General features: G+C 72.6%; 21 protein-coding genes. 5 read left to right on the plus strand and 16 right to left on the minus strand.

The features are described from left to right. Nucleotides 1–29: 29 nt before the first annotated feature. The 3 genes from JT362_RS16810 to JT362_RS16820 all read right to left on the minus strand — a co-directional run bounded on the left by JT362_RS16810 (nucleotide 30) and on the right by JT362_RS16820 (nucleotide 1,694). Nucleotides 30–800, minus strand: a complete 771-nt coding sequence (locus JT362_RS16810) for a zf-HC2 domain-containing protein (RefSeq protein ID WP_260192159.1) — start codon at nucleotides 798–800, stop codon at nucleotides 30–32. Further along, nucleotides 797–1,315: a sigma-70 family RNA polymerase sigma factor gene (locus tag JT362_RS16815; protein ID WP_260192160.1), complete on the minus strand. Its 519-nt coding sequence runs from the start codon at nucleotides 1,313–1,315 to the stop codon at nucleotides 797–799. The genes JT362_RS16810 and JT362_RS16815 overlap by 4 nt, the downstream gene beginning before the upstream one ends. An 85-nt stretch (nucleotides 1,316–1,400) precedes the next feature. After that, the gene (locus tag JT362_RS16820) at nucleotides 1,401–1,694 is read right to left on the minus strand and encodes an acylphosphatase (RefSeq protein WP_260192161.1); all 294 of its coding nucleotides are present in this window, start codon (nucleotides 1,692–1,694) and stop codon (nucleotides 1,401–1,403) included. A gap of 69 nt (nucleotides 1,695–1,763) precedes the next feature. On the opposite strand from JT362_RS16820, the gene JT362_RS16825 reads away from it, so the two are divergent. Together JT362_RS16825 and JT362_RS16830 are read left to right on the plus strand one after the other, a co-directional pair. Next, complete coding sequence (locus JT362_RS16825; RefSeq protein WP_260192162.1) at nucleotides 1,764–2,528, plus strand: PKD domain-containing protein; 765 nt, start codon at nucleotides 1,764–1,766, stop codon at nucleotides 2,526–2,528. A 110-nt stretch (nucleotides 2,529–2,638) separates the two neighbouring features. Then, a complete protein-coding gene (locus JT362_RS16830; protein ID WP_375546519.1) occupies nucleotides 2,639–3,307 on the plus strand; it encodes a CAP domain-containing protein in 669 nt (222 codons plus the stop codon). 4 nt (nucleotides 3,308–3,311) lie between these two features. Here JT362_RS16830 and JT362_RS16835 read toward each other — a convergent pair whose 3' ends face one another. Genes JT362_RS16835 through kdpA form a run of 5 tightly spaced genes read right to left on the minus strand, consistent with a single transcriptional unit; the run spans nucleotide 3,312 to nucleotide 10,778 of the window. Then, nucleotides 3,312–3,992, minus strand: a complete 681-nt coding sequence (locus JT362_RS16835; protein WP_260192164.1) for a response regulator — start codon at nucleotides 3,990–3,992, stop codon at nucleotides 3,312–3,314. Continuing rightward, the gene (locus JT362_RS16840) at nucleotides 3,989–6,535 is read right to left on the minus strand and encodes a sensor histidine kinase (RefSeq protein ID WP_260192165.1); all 2,547 of its coding nucleotides are present in this window, start codon (nucleotides 6,533–6,535) and stop codon (nucleotides 3,989–3,991) included. The genes JT362_RS16835 and JT362_RS16840 overlap by 4 nt, the downstream gene beginning before the upstream one ends. A 23-nt stretch (nucleotides 6,536–6,558) precedes the next feature. Then, nucleotides 6,559–7,179: a potassium-transporting ATPase subunit C gene (locus tag JT362_RS16845; RefSeq protein ID WP_260192166.1), complete on the minus strand. Its 621-nt coding sequence runs from the start codon at nucleotides 7,177–7,179 to the stop codon at nucleotides 6,559–6,561. A gap of 3 nt (nucleotides 7,180–7,182) precedes the next feature. Continuing rightward, nucleotides 7,183–9,129 carry a potassium-transporting ATPase subunit KdpB gene (gene kdpB / locus JT362_RS16850; protein ID WP_260192167.1) on the minus strand — a complete coding sequence of 649 codons (1,947 nt, stop codon included), beginning with the start codon at nucleotides 9,127–9,129 and terminating at the stop codon, nucleotides 7,183–7,185. Next, complete coding sequence (gene kdpA / locus JT362_RS16855; RefSeq protein ID WP_260192168.1) at nucleotides 9,126–10,778, minus strand: potassium-transporting ATPase subunit KdpA; 1,653 nt, start codon at nucleotides 10,776–10,778, stop codon at nucleotides 9,126–9,128. Before kdpA ends, kdpB begins: the two co-directional genes overlap by 4 nt. Nucleotides 10,779–11,089: 311 nt before the next feature. On the opposite strand from kdpA, the gene JT362_RS16860 reads away from it, so the two are divergent. Beyond that, the gene (locus tag JT362_RS16860) at nucleotides 11,090–11,815 is read left to right on the plus strand and encodes a TetR/AcrR family transcriptional regulator (protein ID WP_260192169.1); all 726 of its coding nucleotides are present in this window, start codon (nucleotides 11,090–11,092) and stop codon (nucleotides 11,813–11,815) included. 6 nt (nucleotides 11,816–11,821) lie between these two features. On the opposite strand, the gene mutM is transcribed toward JT362_RS16860, so the two are convergent. The 6 genes from mutM to JT362_RS16890 all read right to left on the minus strand — a co-directional run bounded on the left by mutM (nucleotide 11,822) and on the right by JT362_RS16890 (nucleotide 15,856). Further along, complete coding sequence (mutM, locus tag JT362_RS16865) at nucleotides 11,822–12,676, minus strand: bifunctional DNA-formamidopyrimidine glycosylase/DNA-(apurinic or apyrimidinic site) lyase (protein ID WP_260192170.1); 855 nt, start codon at nucleotides 12,674–12,676, stop codon at nucleotides 11,822–11,824. Next, nucleotides 12,669–13,415: a ribonuclease III gene (gene rnc, locus JT362_RS16870; RefSeq protein WP_260192171.1), complete on the minus strand. Its 747-nt coding sequence runs from the start codon at nucleotides 13,413–13,415 to the stop codon at nucleotides 12,669–12,671. The genes mutM and rnc overlap by 8 nt, the downstream gene beginning before the upstream one ends. A gap of 28 nt (nucleotides 13,416–13,443) precedes the next feature. Further along, nucleotides 13,444–13,626, minus strand: coding sequence for a 50S ribosomal protein L32 (rpmF, locus tag JT362_RS16875; RefSeq protein WP_260192172.1), 183 nt, complete (start codon nucleotides 13,624–13,626; stop codon nucleotides 13,444–13,446). Nucleotides 13,627–13,671: 45 nt separating this feature from the next. Then, complete coding sequence (locus JT362_RS16880; RefSeq protein WP_260192173.1) at nucleotides 13,672–14,226, minus strand: YceD family protein; 555 nt, start codon at nucleotides 14,224–14,226, stop codon at nucleotides 13,672–13,674. Nucleotides 14,227–14,290: 64 nt separating this feature from the next. Beyond that, nucleotides 14,291–15,028 (minus strand): flotillin family protein, encoded by a 738-nt coding sequence (locus JT362_RS16885; RefSeq protein WP_260192628.1) that lies wholly within the window; start codon nucleotides 15,026–15,028, stop codon nucleotides 14,291–14,293. 81 nt (nucleotides 15,029–15,109) lie between these two features. Beyond that, entirely contained in the window at nucleotides 15,110–15,856 is a 747-nt protein-coding gene (locus JT362_RS16890; protein WP_260192174.1) for a guanyl-specific ribonuclease, read from the minus strand. Between the two features lie 64 nt (nucleotides 15,857–15,920). Between JT362_RS16890 and JT362_RS16895 the strand changes: the two genes are divergently transcribed. Continuing rightward, entirely contained in the window at nucleotides 15,921–16,370 is a 450-nt protein-coding gene (locus JT362_RS16895; protein ID WP_260192175.1) for a GNAT family N-acetyltransferase, read from the plus strand. Here JT362_RS16895 and coaD read toward each other — a convergent pair. Both coaD and rsmD read right to left on the minus strand, forming a co-directional pair. Continuing rightward, nucleotides 16,367–16,852: a pantetheine-phosphate adenylyltransferase gene (gene coaD / locus JT362_RS16900; protein ID WP_260192176.1), complete on the minus strand. Its 486-nt coding sequence runs from the start codon at nucleotides 16,850–16,852 to the stop codon at nucleotides 16,367–16,369. The genes JT362_RS16895 and coaD overlap by 4 nt on opposite strands. A gap of 80 nt (nucleotides 16,853–16,932) precedes the next feature. Beyond that, complete coding sequence (gene rsmD / locus JT362_RS16905) at nucleotides 16,933–17,478, minus strand: 16S rRNA (guanine(966)-N(2))-methyltransferase RsmD (RefSeq protein ID WP_260192177.1); 546 nt, start codon at nucleotides 17,476–17,478, stop codon at nucleotides 16,933–16,935. A gap of 110 nt (nucleotides 17,479–17,588) precedes the next feature. Between rsmD and JT362_RS16910 the strand changes: the two genes are divergently transcribed. Then, nucleotides 17,589–19,709, plus strand: a complete 2,121-nt coding sequence (locus JT362_RS16910) for a HelD family protein (protein WP_260192178.1) — start codon at nucleotides 17,589–17,591, stop codon at nucleotides 19,707–19,709. The last annotated feature ends 31 nt before the right edge of the window (nucleotides 19,710–19,740 follow it).

Raw genomic sequence — 19,740 nt, forward strand, 5'->3', positions numbered from 1 at the left:
TGTGGGGCCCGTCCGGACGTGGGACCTGGTCAGCCGACCGGCGCGTGCACGGTCAGGAACGTGCGCCGGTCGTCGAGCCGGAACTCCAGCCGGTCGATCTTGCTGCGCTGGATCGAGGTGGACGCCGGGATCTCCTCGTCGGCTGCGTGGTCGGTGCCCCACCAGCCGGCGGTCTGGCGGTGTCCGTAGTGGTCGTAGACGATCACGTAGCACTCCCGGTTCGGGGGCACGTTGGCCATCGTGATCTGCAGCTCGGTGCCCCATTCGTGATCGATCAGCCGAACGTCGGCGCTGACGTCGCTCTCCGGCGCGGTGGCCGTCCAGGTGATGCCGGGCTCGGCGGCGGGCGGCGAGTGGCGCAGCGCCCGCCAGCCGAACATGCCGCCCACCACGACGGCGACCACCACGACGGCGGCCGCGGCGATCTGCCACATCCGCTTCCGTCGCCGGTACGCCGGGTCCGGCGTGTCGGGCGCGGCCGGCGGGTCCGCGGTGACCGGCGGCTGCGGGGCGGTCGGCGGCTCCAGCAGCTCCGGCGGCGGGGCGAGCAGCCGGGGGGTGGGGGCGGCGAGGGTCTGGATCGGCATCGGCGCGGTCGGGTAGAGCTCGCCGGGCGGCAGGCCCTCGTCGAAGTCCTCGACGGAGATCTGGTTGAGCATGCCGGGCAGCGGGGCGAGCCGGACCAGCTCGGTGCGGCAGTTGTCGCAGCCGGCGATGTGCGCCTCGAACTCGTAGCGTTCCGGCGGCTCGAGCGCACCGAGCAGGTACGCGCCGAGCGTCACGGTCTGGGTGCAGGTCACGGCTCGGTCACCCCCCGCTCCTCCAGTGCGTCTCGTAGGGCCCGCAGCGCGTAGAACGAGCGGGACTTCACGGTGCCGGGCGGCACCCCGAGGACCGAGGCCGCCTCGGTGATCGTGCGGCGCCGGAAGAACAGCTCCGCGATCACCGCCCGGTGGTCCTTCGACAGCACCCGCATCGCCTCGGCGACCTGCCAGCCCTGCAGGACGCGGTCGAAGTCGTCGCTCGGACGGGCCCAGTCGCGCTCCAGCATCGGCACCTCGTCGACCCGGGCGTTCTGCTTGCGGTAGCCGGAGACGACCAGGTTGCGGGCGACCGTGTAGAGCCACGGGCCGGCCTGGTCGACCGACAGCGCGTGCGCGTTGCGCCAGGCGCGGAGCAGGGTCTCCTGCACCACGTCCTCGGCGTGCTGGTGGTCGCCGCCCACCGCTCTCAGCACGTAGCCGTAGAGCGGGCGCCGGTAGCGGCTGTAGAGCTCACGGATGAGCTCGTCCTCCTGGTCCGGGGTGTTCCCCACACCGCAGGATTACGCCTGAATCGTCGCCGCGGTTCAACCCCGACACGGCTGTGACCTGGCCGTTATCGATCGACTGTCGGGAGGATCACCGCTCCGCGAAGCCGGCGAGGTTGCCCTTGGCGTCCGACCAGCGTTCCACGACGGTGTCCACCGTGCCCGGTGTGCCGGCGGATCGCAGCAGGTCGAGCAGGCTCTGGCAGGATTTTCGGTCGCCTTCCGCAACCACTTCCACCCGGCCGTCGTTGAGGTTGCGGGCGTAGCCGATGAGGCCCAGTTCGAGCGCGCGGGCGCGGGTCCACCACCGGAACCCCACGCCCTGCACCCGGCCGTGGACCCAGGAGGTCAGCCGAACGGGTTGGTCAACTACGGTGTGGCCCACGGTGATAACTTACCGCGTTGTACTACGCCGTCCGGAGCAATGGCGCAGTCTAGGAGGTTGGACCCCAGCATGTCCGAGCCGAGTGACGAGCTGACACCGCTGCCGGAACAACCTCCCGGGACCCGGTCGAGGTTGACCCGGTCCCCGTACGTGTCCCTCGGCGTGGCCGCCGTCGTGGTGTCGACGGTGTTCGCCACCGTGGCCGCGCTGTCCGCCTCGCGGGACGACGAGCAGGCGGCGCCGAAACCGGAGAGCCGCGGGACGATCGAGTCGACGACGTACGACCCGGACACCACGGACCCGACGACCACCACCTCCGAGCCCGGCAAGTCCTCCTCGAAGAAGCAGACGACGTCGTCGACCACCACGACGACCGACGAGGAGACCACCGAGGACGAGACCACCACCGAGGACGGCCAGGACGGGGACACCGGCGGCAACCACCCGACGCCCCCGACCGGCGGCGGTGGTGGCGGCGGCGGAGGTGGCGGTGGTGGTGGCGGCACGACCCCACCGGGCGAGACAACGCCGCCACCGCCGGTGAACAAGGCGCCGACCGCGCAGGCCGCCTGTGTGACCTGCCCGGCGACGGGTGGCGACTTCTCCTTCTCGAGCAGCGGCTCCAGCGACCCCGAGGGCCGCTCGCTGACCTACTTCTGGGATTTCGGGGACGGCGGGACGAGTTCCTCGCCGAATCCGTCCCACACGTACACCGCCTCCGGCAGCTACACGGTGACGCTCACGGTGACCGACGACAAGGGCAAGAGCGACTCGGCATCGGTCAGCGTCACGGTCGAGATTCCCCCGCCGGACACCACTACCTCGAGTAACTGATCCACCCTTTGTAACGCCACCCGTTAGTGGTACGTTGCCGGACCGTGACATCGTCACGAAGAAGACGGCACCCCATGCTCCCCGCCCTCAGCGCTGCCCTCGTCGGCGCGATGGTGGCCGGCGCGGCGACGCTCGTCGCCAGCGGCCAGACGGTGGCACACCTCGGCACGGTCAGCCTTGCGGTCGAGGAACCCGGCCCGCCCGGCTCCGAGACCGCCGCCTCTGAGGACGCCGCCGCGACCTCGACGCCCACCGAGCGCACGACCGAGGCCGGGACCTCCCGGGAGCGGTCGCCCGACGCCCCGCCGCCGGAGCCGACCCCCGAGGAGACCGGGACCAGCGAGGCCCCGGCGCCTCCGCCCTCCCCCGAGCCGAGCGAACCGGCGACGCCGAGCGCCCCTCCCACGCAGGTCACCGAGGCGGAGCAGGTCGTCACCCTGGTCAACGACGCGCGCACCAAGCGCGGGTGTGACCCGTTGCGGGTGGTACCCGAGCTGGTCGACGCGGCCAATGGCCACAGCAGCGACATGGCCGACCGGGACTACTTCGACCACACCACCCCGGAGGGCGTCGGCTTCGCCGAGCGCATCGTCGCCGCCGGCTACCCGAACCCGGGCGCGGAGAACATCGCCCGCGGCCAGCGCAGCGCCACCCAGGTGATGAACAGCTGGATGGAGTCCGACGGCCACCGGGCCAACATCCTGAACTGCCAGCTGACCGCCATCGGCGTCGGTCTGGACAAGGACGGCTGGTACTGGACCCAGAACTTCGGGTACTGAGCGCTCAGACCTCGAAGCGGTAGCCCATGCCCGGCTCGGTCACCAGGTGCGCGGGCCGCGCGGGATGCGGTTCCAGCTTGCGGCGCAGCTGCGCCAGGTACACCCGCAGGTAGTGCGTCTCCGACGCGTACGCGGGCCCCCACACCTCCCGCAGCAGCTGCTTCTGCCCCACCAGCTTCCCCCGGTTGCGCACCAGCAGCTCCAGGATGCCCCATTCGGTCGGCGTCAGGTGCACCTCGGCGCCGCCGCGGCGGACCTTCTTGGCCGCCAGGTCGACGGTGAACGCCGCCGTCTCGACCACCGCCTCCTCACCGGCCGGCACCGCCGACGCCCGCCGGACCGCCGCCCGCAGCCGGGCCAGCAGCTCGTCCATGCCGAACGGCTTGGTGACGTAGTCGTCCGCGCCGGCGTCCAGGGCCGCCACCTTGTCGCCGGAGTCGGAGCGTGCGGACAGCACGATGATCGGGGCCCCGGTCCAGCCGCGCAGGCCGTCGATGACCGTGACGCCGTCGATGTCCGGGAGGCCGAGGTCGAGGATCACCACCTCCGGCCGGAACGAGGCCGCCACCCGCAGCGCCTCCTCACCGGACAGCGCGGTCGCCACCTCGTAGCCCCGCGCGGTCAGGTTGATCCGCAACGTCCGCACGATCTGCGGCTCGTCGTCGACCACCAGTACCCGGGTCACGCGTCGCCTCCCGCGACCGGTAGGGAGATCACCACGGTCAGCCCGCCGCCCGGGGTGTCCTCGGTCCTGATCGTGCCCGCCATCGCGTCGACGAACCCCTTCGCCACCGACATGCCGAGCCCGATGCCGCTCGTCGAGTCGCCGAGGCGCTGGAACGGCAGGAACACCGTGTCCGCCACGCCCTTCGGCAACCCCCTGCCATGATCCACGACCCGCAACTCGACCCGCTCGCCGTGGGTGCTCGCGCGGATCGCGATCGGCGGCTCGGCCGGCGGAACCGCGCGGGCCAGGCCGGGCGAGCCGTGCCGCAGCGCGTTGTCGACCACGTTCGCCACCACCCGCTCCAACAGGCCGGCGTCGGCGGTGACCGGCGGCAGCGACTCGTCGACATCGATCTCGACGTCGACCTCGACCGCGGCCCGGCCGTCCACTCCGGACAGGGCGCGCGCGACCACCTCGTCGTAGGTGACCGGGCGCAGCCGGGGCCGGACCGCGCCGGTGGCCAGGCGGGACGAGTCGAGCAGGTTGTCGACCAGGCTCGACAGCCGGTCCGCCGACTCCTCGACCGTGGCCAGGAGTTCCTGGGAGTCCCGCGGCGACAGTTCGAGGTCGGGTGCGCGCAGGCTGCCCGCGGCGGCCTTGATCGACGTGAGCGGGGTGCGCAGGTCGTGGCCCACCGCGGACAGCAGCGCGGTGCGCAGCTCGGTGGTCTCGGCGTGCCGCCGCGCCTCCGCCGCCTCGGCCGCCATCCGCTGTTGGCGCAGGGCCAGCAGCGCCTGCCCGGCGGCGGTCTCCAGCACGCCCCGGGTCTCGGCGGGCAGCGCGCGGCCGCGCAGCGCCAGGTGCACGTCCGGGGTGACCGCCACGTCGACGTCCGCCTCGTCGGGGCCGGCGCACTCCGACGGCCCGGCGCACGCGACCCGGTGCCACTCCCCCGCACGCCGCTCCAGCAGGGTGACCGACGACAGGCCGAAGTTCTCCCGCACCTTCTCCAGCAGCCGGTCCACCGGGCGCGGCGAGGTCAGCACCGTGCGCGCGTAGGAGGTGAGCAGCGACGCCTCGGTGCGGGCCGCGGTGGCCTGCGCGGTCCGCCGCGCCGCCCGGTCCACCACGGTCGCGACCAGCACGGCGACGACCACCATGGCCAGCAGCATGACCAGGTTCTCCTCGTCGGCCACGTGCAGCGAGTGGTAGGGCTGGGTGAAGAAGAAGTTCAGCAGCGCGCCGGACAGCAGCGCCGCCAGCAGCGCGGGCACCAGCCCGCCGACCAGCGCGACCAGCACCGTCACCAGGAAGTAGGCGACCAGGTCGGTGGAGATGCTGAACTCCTCGCGCAGCACCACACCGGCGACCGTGGCGAGCGCCGGGCCGACCACGGCGAGCACGAACGCCGCGACCCGGCGGGAGACGCCCAGCGGGTTGCGGCCGAGCCGCCGCCACCCGCGCCCGGCCTCCTCGTGGGTGACCATGTGCACGTCGATCCGGCCGGAGCGCTGCACGACGCCGGCGCCGATGCCCTCGTCGAACAACCGCGCTACGCGGGACCGGCGGGACGTGCCGAGCACGAGCTGGGTGGCGTTCACGCCGCGGGCGAAGTCCAGCAGGGCGTCCGGCACGTCGTCGCCGACGACCGTGTGGAACGTCGCCCCGAGGTCGGCGGCCAGCCTGCGCATGCCGGACACGGCGCCGGGCGACACGCCGGTGAGGCCGTCGCCGCGCAGTACGTGCAGTACCAGCAGCTCCGCGCCGGCGCGGGCCGCGATCCGGCTCGCACGGCGGACCAGCGTCTCGGTCTCCGGGCCACCGGTGACGGCGACGACCACGCGCTCGCGGGCCTCCCATGGGTCGGTGATCCGCTGCTCGTCCCGGTACCGGCGCAGCGCGACGTCGACCTGGTCGGCCACCCACAGCAGCGCCAGCTCGCGCAGCGCGGTCAGGTTGCCGGGGCGGAAGTAGTTGCCGAGCGCGGCGTCGATGCGGCGGGCCGGGTAGACGTTGCCGTGCGCGAGACGGCGGCGCAGCGCCTCCGGGGTGATGTCGACCAGCTCCAGCTGCTCGGCCCGGCGCACCACCTGGTCCGGCACGGTCTCCCGCTGCCGGACGCCGGTGATCGCCTCCACGACGTCGTTGACGCTCTCCAGGTGCTGCACGTTCACCGTGGACAGCACGTCGATGCCGGCGTCGAGCAGCTCGTGGACGTCCTGCCACCGCTTGGCGTTGCGGGAGCCCGGCGCGTTGGTGTGCGCGAGCTCGTCGACCAGCACCACCTCCGGCCGGCGGGCGAGCACCGCGTCCAGGTCCAGTTCGGCGAGCTCGTGCCCTCGGTGGCGCACGACCCGGCGCGGGACGACCTCCAGACCCTCGAGCAGCCGGTCGGTCCTGGCCCGCTCGTGCGTCTCGACCAGGCCGGCCACCACGTCGGTGCCGCGCTCCAGCCTGCGGTGCGCCTCGCCGAGCATGGCGTAGGTCTTGCCGACCCCGGGCGCCGCGCCGAAGTAGATGCGCAGCTCGCCCCGGCGGCGCGGCCGCGTGCTCTGCTCCACGGGGCCAGTCTGCGCCTGCCCGCTCACCCCGACGACCCGGCCTCCGCCTGGACGGCCAGGTTCAGCGCGAGCACGTTCACCGCCGGCTCGCCGAGGAACCAGAGCACCCGGTCCGAGGTGTGCTCGGCGACCAGTGCGCGCACCCGGTCCTCGGACAGACCGGTGACCCGGGCGACCCTCGGGACCTGGAGCTCGGCGTAGGCGGGGCTGATGTGCGGGTCCAGGCCGGACGCCGAGGCGGTGACCGCGTCCGGCGGCACCCGGTCGCGGGGCACACCCTCGCGGACCGCGATCAGGTCCTTGCGCTCGTTCACCAGGGCGGTCAGGTCCGGGTCGCTCTGGCCCTTGTTGCTCCCGCCCGAGGCGGCCGGGTCGCCGGGACCGAGCGGACCGGACGAGCCGGCCGACGGACGGGTGTGGAACCACGGGTCGGCGTCGGGGTCGGCCGGGACCGGGTCGATGCCGATGTGCGCGGAGCCGACCGCGCGGCCGTCCCGGACGACGACCGAGCCCTCGGCGTTGTCGTGCAGGCCGGGTACGCGGCTGACCAGCCAGATGCCGAGCGGGTAGAGGACGCCGACGAGCACGGTGAGCACGAGCAGTGCCCGTAGGCCGGCGCGGGTCTGGGCGAGGAGTGTGTGCACGGGTCACCCGATTCCGGGGATGAGACGGACGAGGAGGTCGATCAGCCAGATGCCGGCGAACGGCGTGGCGACACCGCCGAGGCCGTAGACCAGCAGGTTGCGCCGCAGCAGCGCGGACGCGCTGGCCGGGCGGTAGCGGACCCCGCGCAGCGCGAGCGGGACCAGCGCGACGATGACCAGGGCGTTGAAGATCACCGCGGAGAGGATCGCCGACCGGGGCGTGGCCAGGTTCATCACGTTCAGCCGGTCGAGCTGCGGGAGGATCCCGGCGAACATGGCCGGCAGGATCGCGAAGTACTTCGCGAGGTCGTTGGCGATGCTGAAGGTGGTCAGCGCGCCGCGGGTGATCAGCAGCTGTTTGCCGATCTCCACGATCTCGATCAGCTTCGTCGGGTCGGAGTCGAGGTCGACCATGTTGCCGGCCTCCTTGGCCGCGGCGGTGCCGCTGTTCATGGCGACCCCCACGTCCGACCGGGCCAGCGCGGGCGCGTCGTTGGTGCCGTCGCCGGTCATCGCGACCAGCCGTCCGCCCTCCTGCTCGGACCGGATCAGGGTCAGCTTGTCCTCCGGCGTGGCCTCGGCGAGGTAGTCGTCGACGCCGGACTCGGCGGCGATCGCCTTCGCGGTCAGCGGGTTGTCGCCGGTGACCATGACGGTCCGGATGCCCATCCGGCGCAGCTCGGCGAACCGTTCCCGCATCGCCGGCTTGACCACGTCGGAGAGCCGGATGACGCCGAGCACGGTGTCGTTCTCGGCCACCACGAGCGGGGTGCCGCCGGCGGCGCTGATCTCGTCGACGACCAGGCGGGTCTCGGCGGTGACCGGGAAGCCGCTCGCGGCGCCCTTGCGGATGCGGCGATCCCCGAGGTCGATGCCGCTCATCCTGGTGCGCGCGGTGAACGGCACGAACTCGTGCGGTTCGGCCGGCTCGACCGGGCCGCCGCACAGTTCCAGGACGCTGCGGCCCTCCGGCGTCCCGTCGGCCAGGCTCGCGAGGCGGGCGGCCTCGGTCAGCACCGGCAGCGGGGTGCCGTCGACCGGGATCAGCTCGGTGGCCCGCCGGTTGCCGAAGGTGATCGTGCCGGTCTTGTCCAGCAGCAGCGTCGACACGTCACCGGCGGCCTCGACGGCACGGCCGGAACCGGCGAGCACGTTGCGCCGCACCAGCCGGTCCATGCCGGCGATGCCGATCGCGGACAGCAGGGCGCTGATCGTGGTCGGGATCAGGCAGACCAGCAGCGCGACCAGCACGACGACCGGCTGCGCGGCCCCGGAGTAGGCGGCCATCGGCCGCAGTGCGAGCACGGCGAGCAGGAAGATGACCGTGAGCGTGGACAGCAGGATGGTCAGGGCGATCTCGTTCGGGGTGCGCTGCCGGCTGGCGCCCTCGACGAGCGCGATCATCCGGTCCACGAAGGACTCCCCTGGCGCGGTGGAGATCCGCACCACGATCCGGTCGGACAGCACGGTGGTGCCGCCGGTGACCGAGGAGAGGTCGCCGCCGGACTCGCGGACCACCGGGGCCGACTCGCCGGTGATGGCCGACTCGTCGACCGCGGCGACACCCTCGACCACGTCGCCGTCGCCGGGGATCACCTGCCCGGCCTCGACGACGACCCGGTCGCCGACGCGCAGTTCGGCACCCGGCACCAGGGTCTCGGTGCCGTCGGCGGCGAGCCGGCGGGCCATGGTGTCCTTCCTGGTCCGCCGCAGGCTCTCCGCCCGCGCCCGGCCCCGGCCCTCGGCGACCGCCTCGGCCAGGTTGGCGAACAGCACGGTCAGCCACAGCCACGCGGTCACCAGGATCGGGAACACGCCTGGGTCGGCGACCGCGTAGCCGGTCGCGAGCAGCGAGCCGAGCCAGACGACGAACATCACCGGGTTGTGCAGCTGGTGGCGGGGGTGCAGCTTGCGCAGGGCGTCCGGGAGGGACGCCGCCAAGCGGGTCATGCCAGGGCCTCCGCGATCGGTCCGAGGGCGAGAGCGGGGATGAAGGTGAGCGCGGCGACCAGTACGACCGTGCCGCCGAGCATCGAGGCGAACAGCGGGCCGGTGGTGGGCAGCGTGCCGGCCGTGCGCGGCACCTTCGGCTGCGCGACGAGGGAGCCGGCCAGGCACAGCACGGCGAGGATCGGGACCAGCCGGCCGAGCAGCATGCACAGGCCGAGCGAGGACTGGAACCACGGGCTGGTCACGGTGAGGCCGGCGAACGCGCTGCCGTTGTTGTTGCTCGCCGAGGTGTAGGCGTAGAGGACCTCGGACAGGCCGTGCGGGCCGGAGTTGTTCAGTGCCCGGTCGAGTTCGGCGGGCATGGTCAGCGCGATCCCGGTGCCGAGCAGCAGGACCGTCGGCATGGCCAGGATCGCGACCGCGGCGCAGGTGACCTCGCGCCGGCCGAGTTTCTTGCCCAGGTACTCCGGGGTGCGGCCGACCAGCAGGCCCGAGACGAACATCGCGACGACGGCGAGCACGAGCATGCCGTAGAGCCCGCTGCCGACCCCGCCCGGCGCGACCTCGCCGAACATCATGTTCAGCAGCTGCGCGCCGCCGCCGAGGCCGGAGAAGCTGTCGTGCATGGAGTTGACCGCACCGGTCGAGGTGCCGGTGGTGGCGATGGAGAACAGCGCCGACCCGGCGATGCCGAACCGCTGTTCCTTGCCCTCCATCGCGGCGCCGGCAGCGGTGGCGGCGGTCCCGCCGGCATTGGCCTCGGCGAGCCAGGTGACGGTCAGCACGGCCGCGAAGATCGCGGTCATCACGCCGAGCAGCACCCGGCCCTGACGCCGGTCACCGACCAGGACGCCGAAGGTGCGGGTCAGGGAGACCGGGATGACCAGCAGCAGGAACAGCTCGACCAGGTTGGTGAACGCGTTCGGGTTCTCGAACGGGTGCGCGGAGTTGGCGTTGAAGATCCCGCCGCCGTTGGTGCCGAGTTCCTTGATCGCCTCCTGACTGGCCGCGGGCGCCAGCGGGATCGTGCTCGACGAGCCGTCCGGATTGGTCACGTCGACACCGGCGGCGAGGCTCTGCACGACCCCGCCGGCGATCAGCACGACGGCCGAGACGGCGGCGATCGGCAGCAGGATCCGGATCACGCCGCGGGTCAGGTCCACCCAGAAGTTGCCGAGCCGGTCACCGCCGGTGCGGGCGAACCCGCGGACCAGCGCGACGGCGACCGACATGCCGACCGCGGCGGAGACGAAGTTCTGCGTGGTCAGGCCGAGCATCTGCACCGAGTGGCCCATGACCGCCTCTGGCACGTAGGACTGCCAGTTCGTGTTGGTCACGAAGCTGATCGCGGTGTTGAACGCGATGCCCGGTTCGACCGCGCCTCGGCCGAACCCGAACGGCAACAGCGGCTGGACGCGCTGGATCAGGTAGAGCAGCACGATGCCGGCGAACGAGAAGCCGAGCACGCCGGCCGCGTAGGTGGTCCAGCGCTGCTCGGAGCCGGGGTCGACGCGGACGACGCGGTAGATTGCTCGTTCCACCCGCCAGTGCCCGGTGCTGGTGTAGACGCTGGCCATGTGGTCGCCGAGCGGCTTGTAGGCGGCGGCCAGGGCCACCACGAGCAGGCCGACCTGGAGTAATCCGGTCACATCCGCTCCAGTCCGCGCAGGACCAGCGCCAGCACGGCGAAGCCGGCGACCAGCAGCACGGCGAAGGCCAGATCGGCCATCGGTGCCATCCTTTCGGTGGGGCCGCCCCGTCGGCGGCCCGGTCGGCACCAGCCTGCGCGCGGTCGGCGGGAACTCGAGCCCGGCTGACGGAACCTTGACGCCGCTGGTCACGGTGTTGACGGGTTCCTTACGGGCGCGAGTGGTTGTGATGGCAACGAAAGGCCCTAGTGGTGGCCGCTCGGCTCGAGTAACGTTTCTTTCCGAAGGATTTTCGTCCGGATAAGGCCCCAATGAACGAGACCAACGGTCACCGACCCAAGCAGCGCCGGATGCGTGCGGACGCCCTCCGCAACCGGGAGCAGATTCTGCGATCCGCCGTCGACCTGCTGATCGAGCAGGGACCGGCGGCTCCCATGGAGGCGATCGCGCGGCGCGCGGGCGTCGGGATCGCCACCCTGTACCGCCATTTTCCCGACCGCTCGGTATTGCTTCGGCAGGTCGCCCTCGACACGCTGCGACAGTCGGCCCACGAGGCCACCGTGTCGCTGGCCGAGGAGCCGGACGCGTTCGCCGGGCTCAGCCGGTTCATGCACGACTCGATCGACCTGCGGATCGGCGCGGTGATGCCGGTACTGGCCGACCGCGTCCCGATGGACGACGAGTTGATGGCCGCCAGGCGGGAGTCCCGCGACGCGGTGGACGCGCTGGTCGACGCGGCGCACCGGCAGGGCTACCTGCGCGAGGACGTGACCAGCGGCGACATCGGGCTGCTGATCATCCGGCTGACCCCGCCGCTGCCCGGCGAGATGGACCCGGAGGACAACCACCAGCTCAGCCACCGCCACCTGGAGCTGCTGCTCGACGGCCTGGTCCGGGTGATGTCCGACCAGGAGCTGCCCGGTCCGGTCCTCTCGACCGACGAGCTCACCCGGATCCCGCCGGGGCCCGGTCCCGGCTACGCGGGGATGACCGACGAGCTGCGCGCCAAGGTGCAGGGGCGCTGCCACCCGCGCTGACGTGCCTCAGCGAGGGCGGGGCTGGCACCTCGGGCACGAGAACGAGCTGCGGTTCATGAACGGCTCCCGCCGGATGGGGCGGCCGCAGCGCGGGCACGGCAGGCCCTCCTGCCCGTAGACCGCCAGGCTGCGGTCGAAGTACCCGGACTGGCCGTTGACGTTCACGTAGAGCGCGTCGAACGACGTCCCGCCCGCGCCGAGCGCCTCGGTCATCACCTCGGTCGCCGCGGTCAGCACCTGCGCGGCCTTGGCCGGGGTGACCCGCTCGGTCGGCCTGGCCCAGTGCAGCCGCGCCCGCCACAGCGCCTCGTCGGCGTAGATGTTGCCGATGCCCGACACGAGCGTCTGGTCCAGCAGGGCTCGTTTCAGCTCGGTGCGCTTGCGGCGCAGCGCGCGCACGGCCGCGGCCGGGTCGAACAGCGGGTCCATCGGGTCGCGGCCGATGTGCGCGATCGGCGCCGGCAGAACGGTTCCGTCGACGGTGACCAGCTCGCCCATGGAGAACCCGCCGAAGGTCCGCTGGTCGACGAACCGCAGCTCGGGGCCGTCGTCGTCGAACCGGAACCGGACCCGCAGGTGCCTCTCGTCCGGCGCGCCGACCGGCTGCACCAGCAGCTGGCCGCTCATCCCGAGGTGTGCGAGCAGCGCCTCGTCGCCGGACAGCTCGGCCCACAGGTACTTGCCCCGCCGCCGCACGGCCTCGACCTTGTGCCCCGCCAGGCGGGCGGCGAAGTCGGCGGCGCCGGGCGGGTGCCGGCGGACCGCGCGGGGGTGCAGCACCTCGACGGAGCTGATCAGCCGCCCGGTGACGTGGACGTCGACGCCGGTGCGGACGACCTCGACCTCGGGCAGCTCAGGCATCCGAGTCCTGGGTGGCCGACTTGACCATCTCGGACAGCGTGCGCCAGGCCGCCTCGGCCGCCTTCTGCTCGGCTTCCTTCTTGGTCTTGCCGTCGCCGCTGCCCCGGTCCTGCCCGGCGACGACCACCGTGGCGGTGAACTCCTTGCGGTGGTCGGGGCCCTGCTCGTCCACCCGGTACTCGGGCACCCCGAGGCCGGCGTGCGCGGTGAGCTCCTGCAGCGAGGTCTTCCAGTCGAGCCCGGCGCCGAGCAGCGGCGCCTCGGTGAGCAACGGGTCGAACAGGCGGTGCACCAGCGTGCGCGCGACCTCGATCCCGTGCTGGAGGTACACCGCGCCGATCACGGCCTCCATGCCGTCGGCCAGGATGCTGGCCTTGTCACGGCCGCCGGTGAGCTCCTCGCCCTTGCCGAGCAGCAGGTGCGGGCCGAGGCCGCCGTCGCCAAGACCACGGGCGACGCCGGCGAGCGCGTGCATGTTGACCACGCTGGCCCGCAGCTTCGCCAGGTTGCCCTCGGGCAGGTCGGGATGGGCGTTGTAGAGGTGGTCGGTGACGACGAGCCCGAGCACGGCGTCACCGAGGAACTCCAGCCGCTCGTTCGGCGGCAGGCCGCCGTTCTCGTAGGCGTAGGAGCGGTGGGTCATGGCAAGCGTGAGCAGCTCGGCGTCCAACTCGACGCCGAGCGCTTCGAGCAGCCTGGCCGGGTCGGCCGCCGGACCGCGTGCCGACCTAGCCCCCACTACCGCTGACCACCTTCATCAGCCCTGGTCAGGCCGGCTCGTTGACCTGACGGCCGCTGTACTGGCCACACGCCGGGCAGACCACGTGCTGCGGCTTCGGGGTGCGGCAGGCCCGGTTGGAGCACTCCACCAGGTGCGGGGCGCTGGTCTTCCACTGCGACCGGCGCGTGCGCGTGTTGGAACGCGACATCTTCCGCTTGGGGACGGCCACGACTGACTCTCCTTCAAACGACAGGGTGGGACCGGACGGAACACATCACTCGTCCCGGTCGGTGCTGAACCGCTCGGTGAGCGCGGCCCACCGAGGGTCAATGCTCTCATGCCGGTGATCGGGACCCGCATCGGCCCACTTGACGCCGCATTCCGGGCACAGCCCGGCGCAGTCGGGCGTGCACAGCGGCACGCTCGGCAGCGCGAGCACGGCGGCGTCGCGGACGACCGGCTCCAGGTCGACGAGGTCGTCGACCAGGCGCGCTATCTCGTCGGAGTCGGTGGTCTGGTCGGTGGCGCTGTCCGGGTAGGCGAACAGCTCGGTGAACTCGACCTCGATCTCCTCGTCGGCGATCGGGTCGAGGCACCGCGAGCACTCCCCCGCCACCGGCGCGACCGCGGTGCCGGACACGAGCACGCCCTCGACCACCGACTCGAGCAGCACGTCGAGCTCGACCTCGGCGCCCTTGGGTACGGCGATCACGCCCTCGACCCCGAGGGCGGCGCTGGTGGGGGCCTCACGGTGCACCTGGCGGGACAGGCCCGGCCTGCGGCCGAGGTCCCTGGTGTCGATGACCCACGGGCTCTTGCGTTCGGACATGGCGAACTCGACGCTTCCCAACGGTTGATGTGGCGGCACGGTCCGTCAAGCCTACGCCTGCTGGTCAGGCCGTGTAGTCGAACGGCGCCGCGCCCGGCGGCGCGCCGGTGGCCGAGCTGAGCGCGGCCGCGCCGCGCAGGTGGGCGCGGCCCTTGCCGACCGTGCGGAGCGTGTGGCTGAGCAGGTCGGAGAACTCGGCGAGCTTGCTGTCGACGTACTCGTCGCACTCGGCGCGCTGGCGGGCCGCCTCGTCGGCGGTCGCGTCGAGGATGCGGGCGGACTCGGCGTGCGCGGCCTGCACGACCTCGGTCTGGGAGACCAGGCGCTGCTGCTCGATCCGGCCGTCCTCGACGGAGCGCTCGTAGGACTCGCGGCCGGCCTGGATCATCCGGTCGGCCTCGACCTGGGAGCGGTTCACCAGGTCGTCGTACTTGGCCTGGCCGGCGGCGACGGTCTGGTCGGCGCGGGCCTCGGCGTCGGCGACGAGGCGCTCGGCGTGCGCGGTGGCGTCGGCGACCATGCGCTCGGCCTCGGCACGGGCGTCCTCGACGGTCTTCTCGGCCTCCATGTTGGCCTTGCTGACGGTCTGCTCGGCCTGGTGCTCGGCGGCGCCGATGATCTCGTCCTTGCGGTCCAGGACGTCCTGGGCGTCGTCGACCTCGGCGGGCAACGCGTCGCGGACCTCGTCGAGCAGTTCGAGGATATCCCCGCGCGGGACCACGCAACTGGAGGTCATCGGCACGCTCCTGGCTTCCTCCAGGATCGTGACGAGCTCGTCCAACGCCTCGAACACCTTGTACACCCGGGCCTCCTCCACCGCCACCTGCGTCACCCAGTCTGCCGCGTCGCCGGGGGTGAGCGGTGGAGGTGGCCCGCTGGCGTGTCAGCCGTCGAGGTTCACGTGGACGAACGTGCCGTACCGGTCGGGGGTGTAGTAGAACTCGCCCGCGTCGCCCGCGACGAGGCGGCGCTCACCGCGGTCCGGGGCGCCCGGGGTGGGCACGGTGTACAGGCTGTAGTAGCCGGCGGCGCAGTCCGGCAGGACGCCCTCGCGGTTCTCGTAGGTCTGGCCGTCCTCGGGGTACGGGTAGGGGCCGCCCGCCTGGACGAGCGCGATCGTGTCGGCGACCTCGGCGGGGAGGGTGGACAGGCCGGCCTCGTCGATGCCAGTGGGGTCGCCGCACTCGCTCGGCGCGCCACCGAGGTCGATGAGCACGAAGCTGGCGTAGTGGTCGGCGGTGTAGAAGTGCTCGCCCTCGGAGCCGGTGACGATGCGGCGGGCGCCGCGGTGGTCGCTGCCCGGGGTCTCGACGGTGTACTCGTGGTAGTAGCCCTCGGCGCAGTCCGGGAGGAGGTCCTCGCGGTTCTGGAAGACGGTGCCGTCCTGCGGGTAGGGGAACGGTCCGCCCTGCGCGATCAGGTCCGCGGTGTCCTCGGCCTCCGGCGGCAGGTCGCCGAGCGGGACGAGGTCGTAGCTCGATGTGTCCCCGCAGACCGGCTGGGCAGCCGGGGCGGTCTCGGTCGGGGTTTCGGTCGCCGCGAACGTGGCGGTGGTCAGGCCGAACACGCCGAGCGCGGCGACCAGCAGGGTGAGGAGCGTCTTCACAGGCTTGGATGTGACGTTGCTCATTTTCCGACCGTAACCCGGTCGAGTGACGCACCAGTAGCCGCCATTCGTCGCTTCAATGACGCGAATGGACACCCTCACGATCCGCCGGGCGACCCGGGACGACGTCGCGGCGATCGTGGCGATGCTGGCCGACGATCCGCTTGGTGCGCGGCGCGAGTCGCCGGGCGACCCGGCCTACGAGCGGGCGTTCACGTTGATCGACGCGGACCCGCACCAGTACCTGGCGGTGGCCGAGGTGGGCGGCGAGGTGGTCGGCACGCTGCAGCTGACGTTCGTTCCCGGCCTGTCCCGGCGGGGCGCGACGCGGGCGCTGATCGAGGCGGTCCGGGTGCGGGCGGACCACCGGGGCTCTGGCCTGGGCAGGCGGTTGGCGGAGTGGGCGATCGAGGAGTCCAGGGCACGGGGAGCGGCGCTGGTCCAGCTCACCACCGACGCGAGCCGCGTCGACGCGCACCGGTTCTACGAACGCCTCGGCTTCGTCGCGAGCCACGTCGGCATGAAGCTGGCCCTCTAGGAAGGGTCGTCGGCGATGCGGGTGAGCAGGCGGCGGTGGACCGTCTCCGGGAGCAGGTGGGCCACGTCGCCGCCGTAGGTGGCGACCTCCTTGACCAGGGAGCTGGACAGGAAGCTGTTCAACGGCTTCGTCGGCATGAAGAGGGTCTCCACGCCGGTGAGCTGCTGGTTCATCTGGGCCATCTGCAGCTCGTAGTCGAAGTCGCTGATCGCGCGCAGGCCCTTCACGATCGCCTTGATGTCGTGCTGGCGGCAGTACTCGACCAGCAGCCCGTGCCACGAGTCGATCCGCACGTTCGGCAGGTGCGCGGCCGCCTCCGCGAGCATCTCCATCCGCTCGTCGACGGTGAACAGGCCGCGCTTGTTCTTGTTGATCAGAACCGCGACCACGACCTCGTCGAACACGTCCGCGGCTCGCTCGAGGATGTCGAGGTGCCCATTGGTCGGCGGGTCGTAGGAACCGGGACACACCGCGCGCCGCATTGGCGGACCGTACCAGCCGGAACCGGCCGTTCTGGGCGAACGGTGGTGGTGATCACCCGACCGTGACTCAGACCCGTGACTCAGACGGTGGCCCAGTGCAGCGCGGTGTCCCCGTAGGTCCGCACCCGGCCGCGCTCCCACGCCGGCGGCCACTCGACGCCGGCCGAGCGGCTGGCGCGTTCGACCACGACCAGGGTCCCCGGGCGGGTCCAGGCGGCCAGGGCCACCAGGTCGGCGGACAGCGACGGCTCCGGCAGCGCGTACGGGGGATCGGCGAGAACCAGGTCGAACGGGTCCGGCGCCGGCTCGGCGAGGACGGTGGCGACCTTGCCCTGGCGCACCGACGCCCCGGCCAGGCCGAGGGTCGACACGTTCCGGCGCAGCACCGACACCGCCCCGGGGTCCGACTCGACGAGCAGGGCGTGAGCCGCACCACGGGACAGGGCCTCGAGGCCGAGCGCGCCGGTCCCGGCGTACAGGTCGAGCACCCGCGCGCCATCGAGGTCCATCGCGGCCTCGACCGCGCTGAACAGGGCCTCGCGTACCCGGTCGGAGGTCGGGCGGGTGCCGCGCCGGGGCACCGCGAGCCGACGTCCGCCCGCCGTTCCGGCCACGATCCTGGTCACCGGGACATCGTCGCGCAGTGATCTGTGATCAGGGTGTCCACCCCCACCGCCGCCAATTCGCGTAGGCTCGCTCTTCCCATTCCACACCGCAGGCACATCGGGGAGAGTGCGTGTCGCACATCTCTGTCAGGCAGGCCGAGATCGCTGCCGAGCAGGCGCATGTCGACGTCGTCTACGCGCGCGTCGAGGAGATGCGGGCCGAGGCCCGTGACATGCGCCGCAAGGGCGACCAGCTCGCCCACGGCGCACGCAACGAGGCGATCTTCGAGCAGGCGTCCATGCTGTTCGAGCGCGACGTCATGGTCCGGCACGCCAACCAGATCCTGCGCAGCCTCGACGCCGAGCACGAGGGCCTGGTGTTCGGCCGGCTGGACACCACCGACGACGAGACGATGTACGTCGGACGGCTCGGGATCCGGGACGCCAACTTCGACAACCTGGTCACCGACTGGCGCGCGCCGGCCGCCGCCGCGTTCTACCAGGCCACCGCCGAGCAGCCGATGAACGTGGTGCGCCGCCGGGTCATCCGCTCCACCGGGCAGAACGTGGTCGACATCGACGACGACCTGCTCGCGCCGGAGAAGCAGCCGGAGGGCATGGCGGTCGTCGGCGAGGGCGCCCTGATGGCGAGCCTCACCCGCGCCCGCGGCGACCGGATGCGGGACATCGTCGCCACCATCCAGAAGGAGCAGGACGAGGCGATCCGCGCACCGTGGCGCGGCATCACCGAGATCACCGGCGGTCCGGGCACCGGCAAGACCGCGGTCGCCCTGCACCGGGTGGCGTACCTGCTCTACCGCGACCGGCGGCGGATGGGCGGCTCCGGCGTGCTGGTCATCGGCCCGTCCCCGGCGTTCACGTCCTACATCTCGCGGGTGCTGCCGTCGATGGGCGAGGACACCGTCGAGCTGCGGTCCCTCGGCGAGGTGCTGGACGGCGCCACGGCGACCGGCATGGACTCCCCCGAGGTGACGCGGGTCAAGGGCTCGCTGCGGATGCGGCGGGTGCTCAAGCGGGCGCTGCGCGCGGCCCCGCCCGGGGCGCCGGACGAGCTGCGGATCACCTTCCGCGGCGAGGTGCTGCGGCTCGACGAGCGTGAGTTGGCGAAGGTCCGCCGGCAGGTGCACTCGAAGGCGCGGCCGCCGAACCAGTCCCGGGTGGACGCGGCGGAGGCGCTGCTGGAGGCGCTGTGGCGGCAGGCCGAGGGCCGGCCGGGCATGGCGCACGACGAGCTGGTCACCGAGCTGGGCGAGCGGATCGACTTCCACCGGTTCGTCGTGGTGTGGTGGCCGATCCTGACCGAGAACGAGGTGCTTGGCTGGCTCGCCGACCGGGACCGGCTGGCCGACGCGGCCGGGCGCTCGCTGTCGCCTGCCGAGGTGGACCTGCTGGCCGACTCGTGGGCGGCCGGGACCGGGCCGACGGTCGGCGACATCGCGCTGCTCGACGAGCTGCGGGTGCTGCTCGGCCCGCCGCCGAAGCGGCACCGCCGCCGGACGGCCGCGCGGGAGGCCGAGCTGCGGGCCTACGGCGAGGCGGGTGACGCGCCGGTCTACCGCCGCGCGGCGCACTACGACGAGTACTCGCACATCGTGGTCGACGAGGCGCAGGACCTGTCGCCGATGCAGTGGCGGATGGTCGGCCGGCGCGGCCGGTACGCGAGCTGGACGATCGTCGGCGACCCGGTGCAGAGCTCGTGGCCCGACCCGGCGGAGGCCGAATCGGCGCGCACGTCCGCGCTCGGCGCCCGAACGACCCGGCGTCGGTTCACGCTCGGCACGAACTACCGCAACTCGGCGGAGATCTTCGAGCTGGCCGCGCAGGTCGTCACCGACGTGTCCACTCCGGACCAGCTGCCGAACGCGGTGCGCAGCACGGGGGTGAAGCCCGCGGTGCGCGCGGTGGGGCCGGCGGAGCTGGTGGCCGCGGTCCTGCCGGAAGCACGCACGCTGCTGTCCGAGGTGGACGGCACGGTCGGGGTGATCACCTCGACCGGCAGGCTGGCCGAGGTGCGGGCCGCGCTGTCCGTGGGCTCCGACGTGGACGAAGCCCGACTGTCCGTGGTGGACGGTCTGGAGGCCAAGGGCCTGGAGTACGACGCGGTGGTCCTGGTCGAGCCAACCGAGCTGGTGACCGAGTCGACCACCGGGCCGCGCACCCTGTACGTGGCGCTGACCAGGGCGACCCAGCGGCTGACCGTGTTGACCACCGACCCGTCGTGGCCGGCCTGAACACCGTCCGGTCGGCCGGGCCGGTGCTGGT

It is taken from the genome of Actinophytocola gossypii (assembly GCF_025165815.1).
GTDB classification, from domain to species: domain Bacteria; phylum Actinomycetota; class Actinomycetes; order Mycobacteriales; family Pseudonocardiaceae; genus Actinophytocola; species Actinophytocola gossypii.